The 16,719-nt window shown below is 55.8% G+C and carries 14 protein-coding genes; 8 read left to right on the top strand and 6 right to left on the bottom strand.

Annotated elements, in window-relative coordinates:
• Positions 1–21 precede the first annotated feature (21 nt).
• Together panC and panB are read right to left on the bottom strand one after the other, a co-directional pair.
• A complete protein-coding gene (panC, locus tag ABWV33_RS15845; protein WP_353332147.1) occupies positions 22–873 on the bottom strand; it encodes a pantoate--beta-alanine ligase in 852 nt (283 codons plus the stop codon).
• Positions 873–1,709, bottom strand: a complete 837-nt coding sequence (panB, locus tag ABWV33_RS15840; protein ID WP_353332145.1) for a 3-methyl-2-oxobutanoate hydroxymethyltransferase — start codon at positions 1,707–1,709, stop codon at positions 873–875. The genes panC and panB overlap by 1 nt, the downstream gene beginning before the upstream one ends.
• 173 nt (positions 1,710–1,882) lie before the next feature.
• Between panB and ABWV33_RS15835 the strand changes: the two genes are divergently transcribed.
• The 7 genes from ABWV33_RS15835 (at position 1,883) to ABWV33_RS15805 (ending at position 10,297) form a co-directional block, all read left to right on the top strand.
• Complete coding sequence (locus tag ABWV33_RS15835) at positions 1,883–3,370, top strand: ABC transporter substrate-binding protein (protein ID WP_353332143.1); 1,488 nt, start codon at positions 1,883–1,885, stop codon at positions 3,368–3,370.
• A gap of 63 nt (positions 3,371–3,433) precedes the next feature.
• Positions 3,434–4,513 carry a ligand-gated ion channel gene (locus tag ABWV33_RS15830; RefSeq protein WP_113823592.1) on the top strand — a complete coding sequence of 360 codons (1,080 nt, stop codon included), beginning with the start codon at positions 3,434–3,436 and terminating at the stop codon, positions 4,511–4,513.
• A gap of 42 nt (positions 4,514–4,555) precedes the next feature.
• Positions 4,556–5,503, top strand: coding sequence for an ABC transporter permease (locus tag ABWV33_RS15825; protein WP_353332141.1), 948 nt, complete (start codon positions 4,556–4,558; stop codon positions 5,501–5,503).
• Entirely contained in the window at positions 5,500–6,315 is an 816-nt protein-coding gene (locus ABWV33_RS15820) for an ABC transporter permease (protein WP_353332139.1), read from the top strand. The genes ABWV33_RS15825 and ABWV33_RS15820 overlap by 4 nt, the downstream gene beginning before the upstream one ends.
• Positions 6,312–7,919 carry an ABC transporter ATP-binding protein gene (locus tag ABWV33_RS15815; protein ID WP_353332137.1) on the top strand — a complete coding sequence of 536 codons (1,608 nt, stop codon included), beginning with the start codon at positions 6,312–6,314 and terminating at the stop codon, positions 7,917–7,919. Before ABWV33_RS15820 ends, ABWV33_RS15815 begins: the two co-directional genes overlap by 4 nt.
• Entirely contained in the window at positions 7,919–9,370 is a 1,452-nt protein-coding gene (locus ABWV33_RS15810) for an aldehyde dehydrogenase family protein (RefSeq protein WP_353332135.1), read from the top strand. The genes ABWV33_RS15815 and ABWV33_RS15810 overlap by 1 nt, the downstream gene beginning before the upstream one ends.
• Positions 9,371–9,373: 3 nt before the next feature.
• Positions 9,374–10,297, top strand: a complete 924-nt coding sequence (locus tag ABWV33_RS15805) for a DMT family transporter (protein WP_353332133.1) — start codon at positions 9,374–9,376, stop codon at positions 10,295–10,297.
• Here the strand turns inward: ABWV33_RS15805 and pncB are convergent, their stop codons facing one another.
• The 3 genes from pncB to pncA form a co-directional block, all read right to left on the bottom strand.
• Positions 10,298–11,587 carry a nicotinate phosphoribosyltransferase gene (gene pncB, locus ABWV33_RS15800; RefSeq protein WP_113823586.1) on the bottom strand — a complete coding sequence of 430 codons (1,290 nt, stop codon included), beginning with the start codon at positions 11,585–11,587 and terminating at the stop codon, positions 10,298–10,300.
• Between the two features lie 58 nt (positions 11,588–11,645).
• Positions 11,646–13,751, bottom strand: a complete 2,106-nt coding sequence (locus tag ABWV33_RS15795; RefSeq protein WP_353332131.1) for an ATP-binding protein — start codon at positions 13,749–13,751, stop codon at positions 11,646–11,648.
• A 194-nt stretch (positions 13,752–13,945) separates the two neighbouring features.
• Positions 13,946–14,539 (bottom strand): bifunctional nicotinamidase/pyrazinamidase, encoded by a 594-nt coding sequence (pncA, locus tag ABWV33_RS15790; RefSeq protein ID WP_353332129.1) that lies wholly within the window; start codon positions 14,537–14,539, stop codon positions 13,946–13,948.
• Between the two features lie 97 nt (positions 14,540–14,636).
• On the opposite strand from pncA, the gene trhO reads away from it, so the two are divergent.
• Positions 14,637–15,542, top strand: a complete 906-nt coding sequence (gene trhO / locus ABWV33_RS15785; RefSeq protein ID WP_353332127.1) for an oxygen-dependent tRNA uridine(34) hydroxylase TrhO — start codon at positions 14,637–14,639, stop codon at positions 15,540–15,542.
• A gap of 90 nt (positions 15,543–15,632) precedes the next feature.
• Here the strand turns inward: trhO and ABWV33_RS15780 are convergent, their stop codons facing one another.
• Positions 15,633–16,718: a DUF1513 domain-containing protein gene (locus tag ABWV33_RS15780; protein ID WP_353332125.1), complete on the bottom strand. Its 1,086-nt coding sequence runs from the start codon at positions 16,716–16,718 to the stop codon at positions 15,633–15,635.
• Position 16,719: the final 1 nt, after the last annotated feature.

Genomic DNA, 16,719 nt, shown 5'->3' with positions numbered 1-16,719 from the left:
ATCCAATCCAGTGCCGAAATATCAGAGTGCGGGAACCGCGATATTATCAATCAAACGCACGCCGTCCATCCACGCAGCTGCCAGCAATCGCGCCGGGCGTGTGGGCGTATCCAACGCGGCAAGCGAAGTGGCACAGCGCAGATCGAAATATTCGACATCCTTGAAACCCGCATCGACCAACTGTGCTTTGGCTTGTTCTCCAAGTACGGCAAACGTGCCGCCTTTGGCCAGTTCATCCGCGACATGTTGCATGATCGGGTTCAAACGAGCGGCCCGCGTCAATCCATCGTTGGACAGGCGCAGGTTGCGCGATGACATCGCGAGCCCAGAAGGTTCGCGCACCGTTGGGCAACCGACCACCTCAATCGGGATGTCGAGATCCCGTGCCATACGAGTTACCAACATCAACTGTTGATAATCCTTTTGCCCGAAATAGGCACGATCTGCGGCGGTTTGCAGGAACAGCTTGGCAACCACTGTCGAAACACCATCAAAATGTCCCGGGCGAAACTCGCCTTCCATCACATCGGTCAAGCCAGTGACTGAAACGTTGGTTGCGAACCCATCTGGATAGATTTGATCGGGACCCGGCACATAGATGACATCCACCCCAACCGGGGCCAACTTGGCCGCATCATCAAATTCCGTGCGGGGATAATTTGCCAGATCTTCGGGATTATTGAATTGTTTTGGGTTGACGAAAATCGTCACGATGACCCGATCACAGCCAGCGCGCGCAGCCTCGGCCAACGACAAGTGCCCTGCGTGCAGTGCGCCCATGGTTGGAACCACACCGATGCTCTGACCCGCGCGGGACCATTGCGTGGTTTTAGCGCGCAACTCATCCAAGTTACGCAAAATTGGGGCTGTCATCAGGTATTTCCTTTGGCCGGAACGGTATCGGCAAAAACATGTTCAGCAGCCGGAAAACTGCGGTCTCTGACTTCTGCTGCGTATTGGGCAATCGCGGAATCCGCTTGCGCCCCAAGATCAGCATAGCGTTTGACGAACTTCGGCTTAAAGGCCGTGAAAAAGCCCAGCATGTCATCGACAACCAAAATTTGCCCATCACATCCCGCAGACGCGCCAATCCCGATGGTTGGAATGGCCACTTCGGCTGTGATCTGATCTGCGAGCACCTGCGGCACCTTTTCCAACACCACCGAGAACGCCCCGGCATCGCTCACCGCATGGGCATCTGCCAATACGGCGTCAGCCTGCGCATCCCGGCCCTGAACCTTGTAGCCCCCCAAGGTATTGATGGATTGCGGTGTCAGGCCGATATGCGCCATCACTGGAATGCCGCGTTTGGTCAGAAAACGAATGGTTTCGGCCATCTCGACCCCGCCTTCCAATTTGACCGCGCCAGCGCCGGTTTCCGCCATCAGCCGCGCCGCGTTGCGGAAAGCTTGGGTCGGTCCCTCTTCGTACGAGGCGAACGGCATGTCGATCACCATCATCGCGCCGTTCAATCCCCGCGCGACAGCTTGGCCGTGAAGGATCATCATCTCCATCGTCACGCCAAGGGTCGAAGTCAGCCCATGCAGCACCATTCCAACGCTATCACCCACCAAAACAAAGTCACAATGCGGATCCATGACCTGTGCCATTGGCGTCGTATAGGCGGTCAAACTCACCAAAGGTTGCCCCCCTTTTCTGGCACGAATATCTTCTGCGTTCGGGGCTTTTTTGCGGGCGGTGGCGCTCATCGTCAGTCCTGCTGGCGGTTTATGTTGCAGTGCAGCATAACATTTACTTTGCGCTCAACAAAGACCGATTGCGCCAACATTTCCTTGATTGCCCCTAAGTTTACGGGAACAGTGAACAAAGATACGCCGGATTCTGCGATTCAGGCGGTAATTCATTTCGTGGGGAGACGATTATGAGACCAAATTTGAAACGGAGCCTGGTATCGGGCTTGGCGCTTGGCGCGACCCTGCTGGCCTCACAGGTCTGGGCCAAAGATGACATCACTGTCGCCATGCAACTCGAGCCGCCGCACCTGGACCCAACCAGCGCCGCAGCTCAGGCGATCGACTCTGTTGTGTATTCCAACATCTTCGAAGGGCTGACCCGTTTCATGGGGGACGGCGCCATTGTTCCGGGCCTCGCCGAAAGCTGGGAAATCTCAGAAGACGGCAAAACATACACCTTCAAGCTGCATGATGGGGTGACTTTTCATGACGGCACTACAATGGACGGCGAAGACGTCAAGTTCAGTCTGGATCGCGCCCGTGGAGAAGACAGTGCAAACGCCCAAAAGGCTCTGTTCGCAGGCATAGCCGATGTGACTGTGGTTGACCCCTTGACTGTTCAGGTCACCTTGTCCGAGCCCAACGGCAACTTCCTATTCAATTTGGCTTGGGGTGACGCCGTGATCGTTGCGCCAGAAAGCATCGAAAACATCAAAACCGCCCCCGTCGGCACCGGGGCCTTCAAGTTCAGCAACTGGGTGCAGGGCGATCGCATTGATCTGGAACGCAACGCTGAGTATTGGGGCACACAACCCGCACTGGCCAAGGCAACCATCAAGTTCATTTCAGACCCCACCGCCGCCTTTGCTGCCGTGATGGCCGAAGATGTCGACGTGTTCTCGGGGTTCCCGGCGCCAGAAAACCTGCCGCAGTTCGATGCAGACCCGCGGTTTCAGGTGCTGGTCGGGTCCACCGAAGGTGAGACGATCCTGTCCACCAACAACAAGCAGCCTCCGTTCGACAACGTAAAAGTGCGCCAAGCACTGGCCCATGCCATTGATCGTCAGGCAATCATCGATGGTGCCATGTTTGGCTACGGCACGCCTATTGGCACGCATTTCGCACCCCACAATCCGGCCTATGTCGATCTGACCGGAAATTCAGCCCACGATCCCGAAAAAGCCAAGGCGTTGCTGGCCGAAGCGGGCTTTCCCGATGGATTTGAAACAACGCTGCACCTGCCGCCCCCATCGTATGCCCGTCGCGGTGGCGAAATTATTGCCGCGCAATTGGCCGCTGTTGGTATCAAGGCCGAGATCACCAATGTTGAATGGGCCCAGTGGCTTGAAACCGTATTCCGAGGCAAGAACTTTGGTCTGACCATTGTCAGCCACACCGAGCCAATGGATATCGGCATCTATGCCCGTCCCGAGTACTATTTTCAGTACGACAACAAAGCGTTTCAGGACTTGATGGCTTCGCTCAATGAAACCACCGATCCCGCAATGCGGACTGAAATGCTGCAAAAAGCCCAGACCGTGATTTCCGAGGATTATGTCAACGGTTACCTGTTTCAGCTCGCCAATCTGGGCGTCGCCAAAGCCGATGTTCAAGGGCTCTGGGTCAATGCACCAACGGCTGCGATCGATTTGACCGGCGTCAGCTGGGCCAACTAAATCAGCCTTACGGGGCCCCGCATGCCGGGGCCTCGGCCTTTTCTTACACACTCAAGATAGCTCATGCTCCGCCATATATTTTTCCGGCTATGCCTGCTCATCGGGCTTGTGGCCCTCATAGGTCTTTCGCTCAGCCCGAATACAGCCCAGGCACAAGGGCTGTTGCGCTCGGATATGGGAGTAGCAGTCGGCACCCCTGAAAAGCCGCTGGAAGTCGCGATCGGAATACAGATCGACCAAATTTCATTTGTTGATCAGAAATCAGAAAACTATGGGGCTGTCGCAACCATTCGCGTCAAATGGACTGACCCGGCGCTTGCATTTGATCCCGAGGACATTGGGCGCGAAACCCGGATCATAAAACCCGAAGCCTTTGTGGATTATGCGACCAAGCTGCCAACAATAGTCCCTGCTTTTGTAATCGAGAACCAACAAAGCAACCGGTGGATCCATCAATCGATCGTGGCGGTGCATTACTCCGGTGAAGTGACCTATCTGGAAAAATCATCGCTGACTCTGCAAGCTCCTTATTTCAACTTTCGGAAATATCCGTTTGATCAACAACAGTTCTATTTCGAAATCGTTTCGGTCTATCCATCAGACATCGTTCATTACACGGTTTTAGAGGAGCAATCCGGCCTTGGTCCTTTGTTGGGCGAAGAAGAATGGGTGTTGGAAAACGCCGTAATGGAGCAATCCACAGTCATTGGCATGTCTGGTCTGGAAAGCGAAAAAGTAGCGCTGGCGTTTCAAGGCCACCGGCATATTATGTACTATGCGATCCGGATATTCATGCCGATGATGGTGCTGATTACAGTTAGTTGGGCGTTGTTTTTCCTAGACGAATATCGCAAGCGGATAGAAATCGCCGGAGCAAACCTATTGGTCTTTGTCGCCTTCAATTGGGTGATCTCTGATGACTTACCCAAATTGGGTTATCTGACCTTCCTTGATTTCATGTTGCAATGGATGTTCGTCGTCACAGGAGCAATCATTGTTTTCAATGTCCTACTCAGGCGAATGAAGGTTGCCGGACGCGAAGCAGCAGCCCGCAAGTGGGACAACTATGTAATCAAGTGGATTTACCCGCTAGGCTACCTTGCCATCGTGGGCTTTGCCGTAACGAACTTCCTGATCGTTTAATAGAGACTGGACCACAGAGAAACACGCGCCTAACGTGCCAGAATGATACGTTATTCGTTGAAGCGATTGCTCTCTTTGGTCCTCAGCCTCGCCATCGCGTCGGTGGTCATTTTCGCTGTGATCGAGGTGGCACCAGGTGATCCCGCGTCCTTTATGCTGGGTGTGAACGCACAAGAGGACACGCTTGCCGCCTTGCGCGCTGAATTGGGCTTGGATGTGTCCAAGGCACATCGATACCTCGCTTGGGTCACCGGGATGCTGTCGGGTGATTTTGGCACATCTTATACCTACCGAACCCCCGTCGCTGAAATGATTTCTGATCGCTTGTGGGTCTCGCTACCGCTCGCGCTATTTGCACTCGCGCTTTCAACTCTCATCGCGTTCCCCGCTGGCATTTACGCCGCCGCCCGCCGGGGCAAGGCGGGGGACATGGCCGTTATGGGCGCCACCCAATTGGGCGTGGCAATCCCAAATTTCTGGTTTGCGATGATGCTGGTTCTGATTTTTGCCATCAATTTACGCTGGTTTGGCGCTGGCGGGTTTGCCGGATGGGAAGATGGGCTATGGGTTGGACTGCATTCCCTGACCTTGCCCGCAATTGCACTGGCGTTGCCGCAGGCCGCAATATTGGCAAGGGTCATGCGATCCGCCTTGCTGGATATATTGGGCGAGGACTTCATGCGCACCGCCCGCGCCAAGGGACTAAGCCGGCGCCAAGCGTTGTGGCGTCATGGTGTGCGCAACGCCATGATTCCGGTTCTGACCATCATTGGGCTGCAGTTTTCATTCCTGCTTGCCGGGTCCATCATCATCGAACAGGTGTTCTACCTGCCCGGCCTTGGACGATTGGTATTTCAGGCAATTTCCTCGCGCGATTTGATCGTCGTTGAATCCGTTGTCATGTTGCTGGTTTTTGCCGTCATCACCGTGAATTTCCTTGTCGACCTGGCTTATGCATTGGTTGACCCCCGCCTAAGGAGCCGAACATGAGCCGCAATCTGGTTCTGGGTGGCATGCTGTCCTCGCTCGTGGTTTTGGCGGCGTTGGTGTCGTTTGTCTGGACCCCGTTCGATTACGCCGCCATCGACATTCCCAACAAGCTCAAGACGCCGACTGGCGAGCATTGGCTGGGAACGGATCATTTTGGCCGCGATATGATGTCGATGGTCATGGTTGGTGCACGCACCTCTCTTGCCGTGGCGTTGGTCGCGGTGGGAATTGGCATGGGTTTGGGCGTGCCATTGGGGCTGACTGCTGCTGCACGCAAAGGGTCCTGGCTTGATGAGGTGATCATGCGGGGCAACGATCTGGTGTTTGCGTTTCCCTCGCTGGTCATCGCGATCTTGATCACTGCCGTGTTTGGGGCCGGTGCGGTCAATGCCATCATCGCCATCGGGATTTTCAACATTCCGGTGTTTGCCCGTATCACGCGCGGTGCCGCGCTCAGCCTCTGGGAACGTGAATTTATCCTCGCGGCCCGCGTGGCCGGAAAATCAAGCGCTCGCATTTCTGCCGAACATATCCTGCCCAATGTCATGAACCTGTTGATTGTACAGGGCACCATCCAATTCTCACTGGGTATTCTGGCCGAGGCGGGTCTATCCTATGTTGGGTTGGGCGCGCAGCCCCCCACCCCCAGTTGGGGCAGGATGCTGGCCGACGCGCAAACAATGGTCAGCTTTGCACCACACCTTGCGCTGATCCCCGGTTTTGCAATCATCCTTACGGTTCTGGGTCTGAACTTGATGGGGGATGGGTTGCGCGACTGGCTTGATCCCAGGCTGCGGGTGGCCCGCACATGAGCCTGCTACAAATCCACAATCTGTCGCTGTCCATCCACGCTTTTGACGTGTTGAAAGGTGTATCGCTGACTATCGCCCCCGGTGAAATCGTTGCGGTCACGGGCGAAAGCGGGTCCGGCAAATCGATGACCGCGTTGGCCGTTATGCAACTGTTGCCAGAGTCCACCCGGATCACTGGATCTATCACACTTGACGGTGTCGATCTTTTGACCCAGTCCGAGGCCCAGATGTGCGCCGTTCGGGGTGCGGCCGTGGGGATGATATTTCAGGAACCCATGACCGCGCTAAATCCGGTCAAAACCATTGGCGATCAGGTGATGGAGACGATCCTGATCCACAAGGCCCTGCCCAAAGATCAAGCTCTGGCCCGGACTATCGAAGTTCTGGATCGTGTCGGTTTGCCCACAGACCGGTTCCCCCTGTCCCGATTTCCGCACGAACTGTCCGGGGGGCAACGCCAGCGTGTCGTCATTGCGATGGCCATTGCGCTGCGACCAAAACTGTTGATCGCGGATGAACCCACAACCGCCCTGGATGTCACCACACAAGCCCAGATCCTCGACCTGCTGAAAGGTTTGGCAAAAGAATACGGCATGGGGTTGCTGATGATCACCCATGATCTGGCGGTTGTTGCGGATATGGCAGACCAGATCACCGTCATGCGCCACGGCGAGGTGATTGAAACAGGCGCCACGCAACGCCTGCTGAGGGACATGCAGCACCCCTATACCCGGATGCTTTTCGAGGCGTCGAACCATCAGGTCACCCTGCCGACCGTACAAGACCAAACACCTCTGTTGACCGTACAGAATGTGGTGCGTGATTACCGCCTGCCCCGCACCAAACTGTTTGCCACGCCGGGCCACCACCGCGCCGTCGACCATGTCAGCTTTACCCTGAACCAAGGGGAACGCTTGGGTCTGGTTGGCGAGTCCGGGTGTGGAAAATCGACCCTAACACGGGCTATTCTGGGCCTTGAGCCGGTTCAAAGCGGACAAATCCAGATGCAGGGGCAATCCGTCTTTACCGGCCATTCCCCCAATCTGGCGGTCCGGCGCGACATGCAGGTTGTGTTTCAAGACCCCTTCGGCAGCTTTAACCCGCGCCATCGCGTCGACCGCCTGATCACAGAACCTTTTCACCTGCTCGATACCCCGCCCAAGGGGCAAGAGCGTTCTGACCTGATTGCCGAAACGCTGCTGGCCGTGGGTCTGTCCGCCAGTGACGCCACCAAGTATATTCACGAATTTTCCGGGGGTCAGCGACAGCGCATTGCTATCGCGCGCGCGCTGATCATCCGTCCGCAATTGATCCTGTTCGACGAAGCGGTCAGCGCGCTGGACGTCTCGGTTCGGGCCCAAATTCTGGATCTGCTCGTCGAATTATGCGAGGCCTACAACCTGACTTACCTGTTCATCAGTCATGACCTGAGCGTGGTGCGCACCGTGACGGATCGTGTGCTGGTGATGAAGTCCGGTCAGATCGTCGAACAGGGTGAAACAGAGCAGGTCTTTAGCAATCCCCAACACCCCTATACTGCGTCCCTGATCGCGGCGGCTCCGCAACTGCCCGACCTACACGCCCTGCAATCGGAGCATTCCTGATGACCACACCTATCTGGTTCGACCCCTCCTTGTGTTTGATTGATGGCGCGTGGGTGCCCAGCGCCTCGGGCCAAACGCTTGCCCTGGTCAACCCATCTGATGGCTCTGAAATCTGCCACATCGCGCGCGGGGGCAAAGAGGATATTGATCGCGCCGTCACAGCCGCCCATGCAGCCCTTGACGGACCTTGGGGCAAGATGAGTGCGCTGGAACGCGGCCGCATCCTAACCCGGATCGGACAGTTGGTCTTGGAGCGTGTCGATGACCTTGCCGCGATTGAGGCTATGGATGTTGGCAAGCCCCTGACACAAGCCCGCGCGGATGCCGTGGCACTGGCCAGATATATGGAGTTTTATGGTGGGGCCGCTGACAAGGTACACGGTGAAACCATCCCCTATTTGGATGGCTATACTGTTTACACCCTGCGTGAACCCCACGGTGTGACCGGCCATATAGTTCCATGGAACTATCCAATGCAGATTATCGGCCGCTCAGTGGGCGCGGCCTTGACCATGGGCAATGCAACCGTCCTGAAACCCGCAGAAGAGGCGTGTTTGACCGCCCTCGCCTTTGCTCAGATCGCGCAAGAGGCCGGTTTGCCCGCTGGTGCGTTGAATGTCGTGCCCGGTTTGGGTGGCGAAGCAGGCGCGGCACTTTCTGCCCACCCGGGCATCCACCACATCAGCTTTACCGGGTCCGTCGCAACGGGTGCGCTGGTGCAGCAGGCCGCAGGCCGCAATGTGGTTCCCGTCACCTTGGAATTGGGCGGCAAATCCCCCCAACTGGTGTTCAACGATGCTGACTTGGATGCCGCCCTGCCCTTTTTGGTCAACGCGGGCATTCAAAACGCCGGTCAAACCTGCTCCGCGTCCTCTCGGATTTTGGTGCAACGGGATGTGTATGAGACCGTCAAAACCCGCATGGCACAGGCCTACGGGGCGCTGACGGTTGGCCCAGCCACCGAAGATCTGCGTCTGGGACCGCTGATTTCAGATCGTCAAAAGGACATCGTGACCGGTTTTTTGAACAAAGGCGCGGATCTGCCCATTGCCGGACAAGGTGTTATCGTGGACCACGCCCCAAAATCCGGGGCCTATGTCCGGCCCACGCTGTTTGCGGATGTTCCCCCTGATCACCCGTTGGCTCAACAGGAAATCTTTGGTCCTGTTCAGGTTCTGATCCCATTTGACACCGAAGCAGATGCCGTTCGAATTGCAAACAGCACCGAATTCGGCCTCGTGGCCAGCATTTGGACCCGCGACGGTGCCCGTCAGATGCGTCTGGCAAAACAACTGCGCTCGGGTCAGGTGTTTATCAACAATTACGGCGCTGGGGGTGGGGTTGAATTGCCCTTTGGTGGCGTTGGGAAATCCGGACATGGCCGCGAAAAAGGGTTCGAAGCCCTTTATGGGTTTTCGCAACTCAAAACCGTGGCTGCCCATCATGGGTAAATCATGACGCATTCCAAAGACAACGTCACCTTAGCGATCATCTTGTCGCTTGTGGCGTTGTTGCTGTTTGATGTCATGGGATTGATTATCAAATACCTGCTGCCCCGGTATTCTGCGGCCGAACTGTCTGCCTATCGCAATTTCTTTGGTATTTTTCCCAGCCTGATTGCGCTCTGGTCGTCTTCTGGATGGCACGCGGGTGGGCGGGTTCTAAGGATTCGCCAGTGGAAACTGGGTCTTGCACGCGGGTTTATCGTCACTTTCGCGCAATTTCTGTTCTATTTTTCACTCGGCACGATGGCCTTTGCCACGGCCACGACAATCACCTATGCCAACGCCATCTTTATGACCGCACTGGCCATTCCCCTGTTGGGAGAGCGTGTGGGCCTGATCCGCTGGTCTGCTGTTTTGATTGGATTTGTTGGGGTTATGATGGTCATGAACCCAACTTCGGACAGCTTTTCCACTGCTGCTTTTGCCCCATTGGGAGCCGCCTTTTTATACGCACTGGCCGGTGTCACGGCGCGCCGCATGGATCCTGATGTTCCCAGCCCACTGATCAACCTCTATTCCGTTGCCGCCGCGCTGATTGGGTCGCTCAGCCTTGCGATTTATGCCGGAGGGTTTTCAACGCTAGCGTCGATGTCCGATCTGTTCTGGATCATTGCCATGGGATCATGCGGTGGAACCGCTGTGCTCTTGCTTGTCGTCTCATATCGCATGACCGAACAAAGCAACCTCGCGCCGTTTAACTATTTTGGCATCCCAATTGCCTTTGCGGCGGGGTGGCTGGTCTATGGCGAAACCCCGTTCGAAGATCTGTTCCCCGGCGCCTTTTTGATCATTGGTGGGGGGCTGTTGGTGATCTGGCGCGAACGCCAGGTCAAACGGTCCATTTTGCGGGGGGTGCAGCCACCCCCCAATTGATCACACGACGACTTTGATCGCCTCTTGTTGACCGACCCCAAACACCCGCTTGTAACGGTCGATTTCGCTTTGCGGACCCATCGCCTTTTCCGGGTTGTCAGATAGCTTGACGGTCGGTTTCCCATTCGCCGTAACAGCCTTACATACCAGAGAAAATGCCGCCAGCCCGTCGTCTTTGACCAGACCGCGAAAATCGTTGGTCAGCAAGGTACCCCAGCCAAAGGACACATTCACCTGCCCGGCAAACTGTTTGTGCAGCTCTTTGATTTTGTCCACATCCAAACCGTCCGAGAAAATGACCCGCTTTTGGGTAGGGTCTTCGCCACGAGCTTTCCACCAGGCAATAGCCGTTTCCGCCCCTGTCGCGGGATCACCACTGTCGATGCGGATCCCGGTCCATCCGGCCAACCAATCCGGCGCACTGTCAAGAAACCCCTGCGTGCCATAGGTGTCTGGCAGGATAATGCGCAGATTGCCTTCGTGTTCGTCATGCCAGTCGGACAACACCTCATATGGAGCGCGCGCCAGAGCGGCGTCCCCTTCGGCCAAGGCAGAATACACCATCGGCAACTCGTGGGCGTTTGTCCCGATCGCCTCGACCTCGCGACGCATCGCGATCAGACAATTCGACGTTCCGGTAAATTTGGGGCCAAGCCCCTCGAGCATCGCCTGAACACACCAATCCTGCCACATAAAACTATGACGACGACGCGTCCCGAAATCAGCGATCCCCAATCCTTCGATCTCGCGCAAGCTTTCGATCTTGGACCACACACGCGTCATCGCCTGCGCATACAGCACTTGCAATTCAAACCGGCGCATATCATGCAAAACGGCCCGTGATCGGAGCTCCATCAGAATCGCAAGCGCGGGAATTTCCCACAGCATGACTTCATGCCATTTGCCTTCAAAGGTCAGTTCATACTGATCCCCTTTGCGTTCCAGGTGATAGGGTGGCAGTCGCAGGTTCTCGAACCATTCCATGAAGTCCGGGCGGAACATCTGTCGTTTGCCGTAGAAGGTGTTGCCGCGCAGCCATGTGCTTTCGCCGCGGCTCAAACTCAGGGACCGAACATGATCCAGCTGTTCGCGCAGTTCCCCTTCGTCGATCAAGTCCGCCAACGGGATATGCGTCGACCGGTTGATCAGTGAAAACGTCACATCCGTATCCGGCTTGTTGCGGAAAACAGACTGACACATCAACAGCTTATAAAAATCAGTGTCGATCAGAGAGCGGACGATCGGGTCGATCTTCCACTTGTGGTTATAAACACGTGTTGCGATGTCCAAAGCGCGCCTCGTCAGTTAGGTCAGGCATGGATACGCCAGACAAACCGGCAAAGCAATTTCATTGCTTGGTACACCCTTCACGCCGGGGGGCATGCACCAGCAATCGCGATATGAGATCCGCACGACGCAACGGTTTGCTCATGAAATCATTCATACCTGCTTGGCGACAGGCTGTCTTGTCACTGCCAAACGTATTGGCCGTCAGCGCAATGATGATCGGTTGCTCCATGGGAGAATCGCGAATGACACGCGTTGCCTCCAGCCCGCCCATAACGGGCATGGACATATCCATAAATATCAAGTCCGGTTTGAATTCAGAAGCCATTTTCACCGTTTGTTGACCATCATGAGAAAACTGCAAATCCACGGGCAAGGCCGCAAGGAACTTCTTAATCACCAAGCGGTTGACTTTGTTGTCCTCGGCCACCAGAATTTTCATACCCTTTAGCGCACACAGGTTGGTTGACCCCAGTTTTAACAGGTTTTCACGCCACTCTGGCTGATCTTCCTCGGCATGATCCACCGGCAGGGTTACGGTAAAGCGCGAGCCCTTGCCCGGAACCGATTGAACGGCAATCTCTCCCCCCATCATCCGCACCAATTCCAACGAAATCGTCAGCCCCAACCCTGTCCCGCCGTAGTGCCGGGTTGTCGCAGCATCCGCTTGAGAAAATCGGTCAAACACATGATCCAGATTTTCCTTTGCGATGCCGATCCCAGTGTCCGCAACAACCAGCGTCAGAATATACCCATTTTCCCAACGATCAGTGGACAGGGTGACGGTTATTTCACCTTCATGGGTAAATTTGATCGCATTTCCAATCAGGTTTAGCAAAACCTGTCGTAAGCGCCCATCATCCCCCCGTATCTGAGAGGGAATTGAGGGGATCGGATTAAAGGTAAGGACCAAACCTTTGGATTTCGCCTCTGGCCACATCAACCGGACCGTATCTTCACAACACTGCCGAAGATCAAACTCCACCGGGTCCAATGCCATTTGGTGGGCGTCAAGTTTGGAAAGATCCAAAACGTCATTGATGATCGTTAGCAACGCCTTGGCGGAACTCTTTATTGTATCCGCATAAACACGCTGGTCTTTATCTAAGTCAGTTTCCAGCAACAGATCCGTCATTCCAACAACCCCATTCATCGGGGTGCGAATTTCATGGCTCATAATTGCCAGAAACTCTGCCTTTGTACGCGCTCCATCCTCGGCCGCATCACGGGCCGCCTTTAGATCCCGTGCATAATTTCTTGCCTCAGTGACATCCCGTTCCACGGCCACAGACATTTCCACATTTCCAGCCTCATCCAGAATTGGAACAAGATTGGTTTCCACCCAGATGTTAGCCCCGGATTTGGTGACGTTTTGAACCTCGCCCCGAAAGGGCTGCCCGTTTTGAATTGCGCTTTGAATGGACGCAATCGTGGCGGGATCTGTCTGCGGTCCATTGAGCAATTCACCCGGGCTGTGGCCCTGTGCCTCGCTAAGGGTGTACCCTGTTATGCGAGTGAACGCTTCGTTAACCCAAGCAATGGTTCCGTCGCCATTAGAGACAATGACACTGTCATGCGCGTTGCGGGCTACAAGCGAGAGCTGATGAGCCTCTTTCTGATGCCGCACCAACGCCAGGCTTTGCTTCGTTAGAGCAAGTGTCGTATTCCGATTATCGCGAAACCCCCAATTGACGAATTGAAGAAACAAGGCAACCATATACGCCAACAACGCTGTCCCCACAGCGTCGAGAAGCCATGTATTCAGAACGGTTTCCGGGCCAAAAAAATCAATCGCATAGAGCCCAACAGCCGTCAGGGAATAAACGGCCAATCGCACCACAGCTGCGAGTTTGTGAAAGGGCATAACCAGCCCCGCATTGATTGCAGCACCAGCCAGAAATGCCGTGGCAAACAGCGGGGACACGCCGCTTTCTGATCCAAACCAGGCAAGAAAAACACAAGCAGAGATTGTACAAGCCTGAAGGAAAGCCGTTAGCGTACTGACCGCCCTTGCCCACTTACAGGAGCGCCCGGCAGCCAGCCGCTTCAAGATCCAAAACAAGCACAAGCAATCCAGCACCTCGCCCAACAAGGCAATCCCGACCGCAAGCAGCCCGATTTCCAATCCATTGGTCGCGCCAACGACAACACCACCGGTGAGTGTCAAAATCTGGCGGCCAGAAAAATGTCTGACCCGGCCTCGCGCGTATCTCTTCAACAGTCCCTCAGGACTGAAATGTCGTTCATAGTCAGCGAGCCGGTCGACGGTCGGCGAAGGGGTATCCCGCATTATCGACCTTTGGGATTAGTTTCGATCCCAACACCCTAGGCGCGAGCTAGTTAACAAATTGCAACCAAATCTCAGATCAAGACCACTCCTGCATCGCACATCGCCTGCTTAGCAGCCGCCATAGACCCATCCATATCAATGGCCCGACACGCCCGCGTATCCACCGTAACCTGATACCCAAGCTTCGCCGCATCCAAGGCTGAAAACTGCACGCAAAAGTCCGTCGCCAGACCCACCATTGTCACCTGGTCGACACCCCGTGTACGCAAATACCCATCAAGTCCGGTGGGGGTGGTTTGATCGTTTTCAAAAAACCCTGAATAGCTGTCGATGTGCGATCGAAACCCTTTGCGCAGAATCAAATCCCCATCTGTGCGCAAATCCGTGTGAAACGCCGCACCCTCGGTGCCCTGTTGGCAGTGATCCGGCCACAAAACCTGTGGTCCATATGGCATATCAATCATTTCGAACGGGGCTTTTCCCGCATGTGTGCTGGCGAAAGAGGAATGCCCCGCCGGATGCCAATCCTGCGTCAGGATCACGGCGTCGAAGCGCTCCATCATTCCATTGATCAGCGGTACGATTTCATCCCCACCGGGCACAGCCAAGGCACCTCCGGGGCAAAAATCATTCTGAACGTCGATGACTAGCAATGCATGGGTCATGCTCTTTCTCCTCTGGTATCATATGCCTAGGCAGACCACTGCCCCGCGTCAATCCGGGCTCTTGCACAGGCCCGGACACAGGATTAAACCGCCGCTCATGTTTACTATCGCTGCGCTCTATCATTTCACCCAGTTCCCAGACCCCGCTGCAATTCAGCCGGCTCTGCTTGAACTGTGTCAGGCTCAATCCGTGCGGGGCACGTTATTGCTGGCCAAAGAAGGCATCAACGGCACCATCGCGGGCCCGCGTGCGGGCATCGATACGGTGCTCGCGCATATACGTGCATTGCCCGGTTGCGCCGATCTGGACTGGAAAGAAGCCACCGCCAAAGACGCCCCATTTGGCAAGATGAAAGTCCGTCTCAAGAAAGAGATCGTGACCATGGGCCAGCCCGACATCGACCCCAAGGCACGTGTCGGCAATTATGTTGAGCCCGAAGAATGGAATGAGTTGATCCGGTCAGACGATGTGGTCGTGATCGACACCCGTAATGATTACGAAGTTGCAATTGGCACATTCGAGGGTGCAATTGATCCCGAAACCGCGACTTTCCGCGAATTCCCCGCCTGGTGGGAAGACAACAAAGACCGGTTTCACAACAAACGTGTTGCGATGTTCTGCACTGGGGGTATCCGGTGCGAGAAATCCACCAATTTCTTACTGGGTCAGGGTGTTGATGACGTCTACCATCTCAAGGGTGGGATTTTGCGTTATCTCGAAGAAATGCCTGCAAATGACAGCACCTGGGAAGGTGAGTGTTTTGTTTTCGACAACCGTGTCTCTGTTGGACATGGCTTGGTCGAAGGCCCACACGAGTTGTGCCATGGCTGCCGCCGCCCGATCCTGCCTGCAGACAAAGAGCGCACTGAATTTGAGCACGGCGTCTCGTGTCACCAGTGCATCAAAGAGAGCTCGGAACAGGACAAAATGCGGTTCCGTGAGCGTCAGAAGCAAATCGTGCTCGCCCGCGCCCGTGGTGAGGAGCATTTTCGTATTTCCTGATCTGCCTCAGATCAAACCGAAACCCAAGACACCAACCCGGCGCTTCACGTCGAGTTGTTTTGGTTTCAAGGAATGGTCGCACAGAGCCTCCTATGCGCCGCGATTGACTGCGACCAAATGATTGTCCCACGCAACGCCAGACTGCCACAAACGGGTGGCCTGCTGGCGGACTTGGAACACTTCTCCGGTTCCAGCTGAGGCGATCAGCGCGTCGCTCAAAACGCCCAAGCCACAGACGTCTTCCAGCTCCAGCTTGCCATCCACGTGCCGACCCGCCACATCAAACAGCTGCACACGGTTCCCGCGCGGCGAAGACACGGCCAAACGCCGCCCTTTCCCCCAAAACACTACGCTGCCTCCATACCCTTTCATCGTCAGGGCCTCGGCATGGGTCATTGACACCAGCTCAGGCCCCTGTCCGCGTTGATGCACCCCCAAAACAGGCCGCGCTGCACTCAGATCGCCCTGCCATTGCATCGCAAACGCCACCAACCCATCCGAACGCACATCCAAATGGCGGATCGAATTCAATCGCTCGTCGGCTGATAGGGTAACTTGCTCCTGAACCTCTCCTTGCAGAGACAAATACGTCAGGTTCGGCAGCATGGTCGGAAGGTTCAACTTAGCGCGCCCACTTTCGGGGTGCGTTTCTATACCCCCATTGGCAACCACCAACGTCTGACCATCGGGCATCAGTCGCACGTCATGTGGGCCAACACCGCCCGAACTGAACTCACCGACGCGGGCATATCCGTTTGTGACGTCCCAAACGCCCAAGCACCCTTGCCCGGCCTCATAGTCGTTTTCCGTGGTGAACAAGGTATCGCCTTGCTTGGAAAACGCTCCATGCCCATAGAAATGCCGCCCCTCAGGGGCCTCCAATCGGGCCACCTCACGTCCGGTGACACAATCCAACACAATCACAAACCGCCCCGGGCGGCGTGCGAAGGCCACCGCCTGCGGACGATGCGGATGCGCCGCTGCCGCGTGCCCGCGTGCGGGTAGAGGGATCTCAAATATGGGTTGCCCGTCACGACCCAAACCAAACACTGCATAGTGCCCATTGGGCGCGCGGCCTGCCGATAAAAACGCTGGCGACCCGGCGTCCGCCCAGCTCAGCCGCGGGCACGCCCCGGCTGCAACAAGTCCTGCCATAAACCCGCGGCGTGATGTCATG

It is taken from the genome of Phaeobacter sp. NW0010-22 (genome assembly GCF_040365955.1).
Lineage (GTDB): Bacteria > Pseudomonadota > Alphaproteobacteria > Rhodobacterales > Rhodobacteraceae > OMPR01.
Note: the sequence above shows the minus strand (reverse complement) of the source record. Positions and strands in the feature narration are given on the sequence as shown.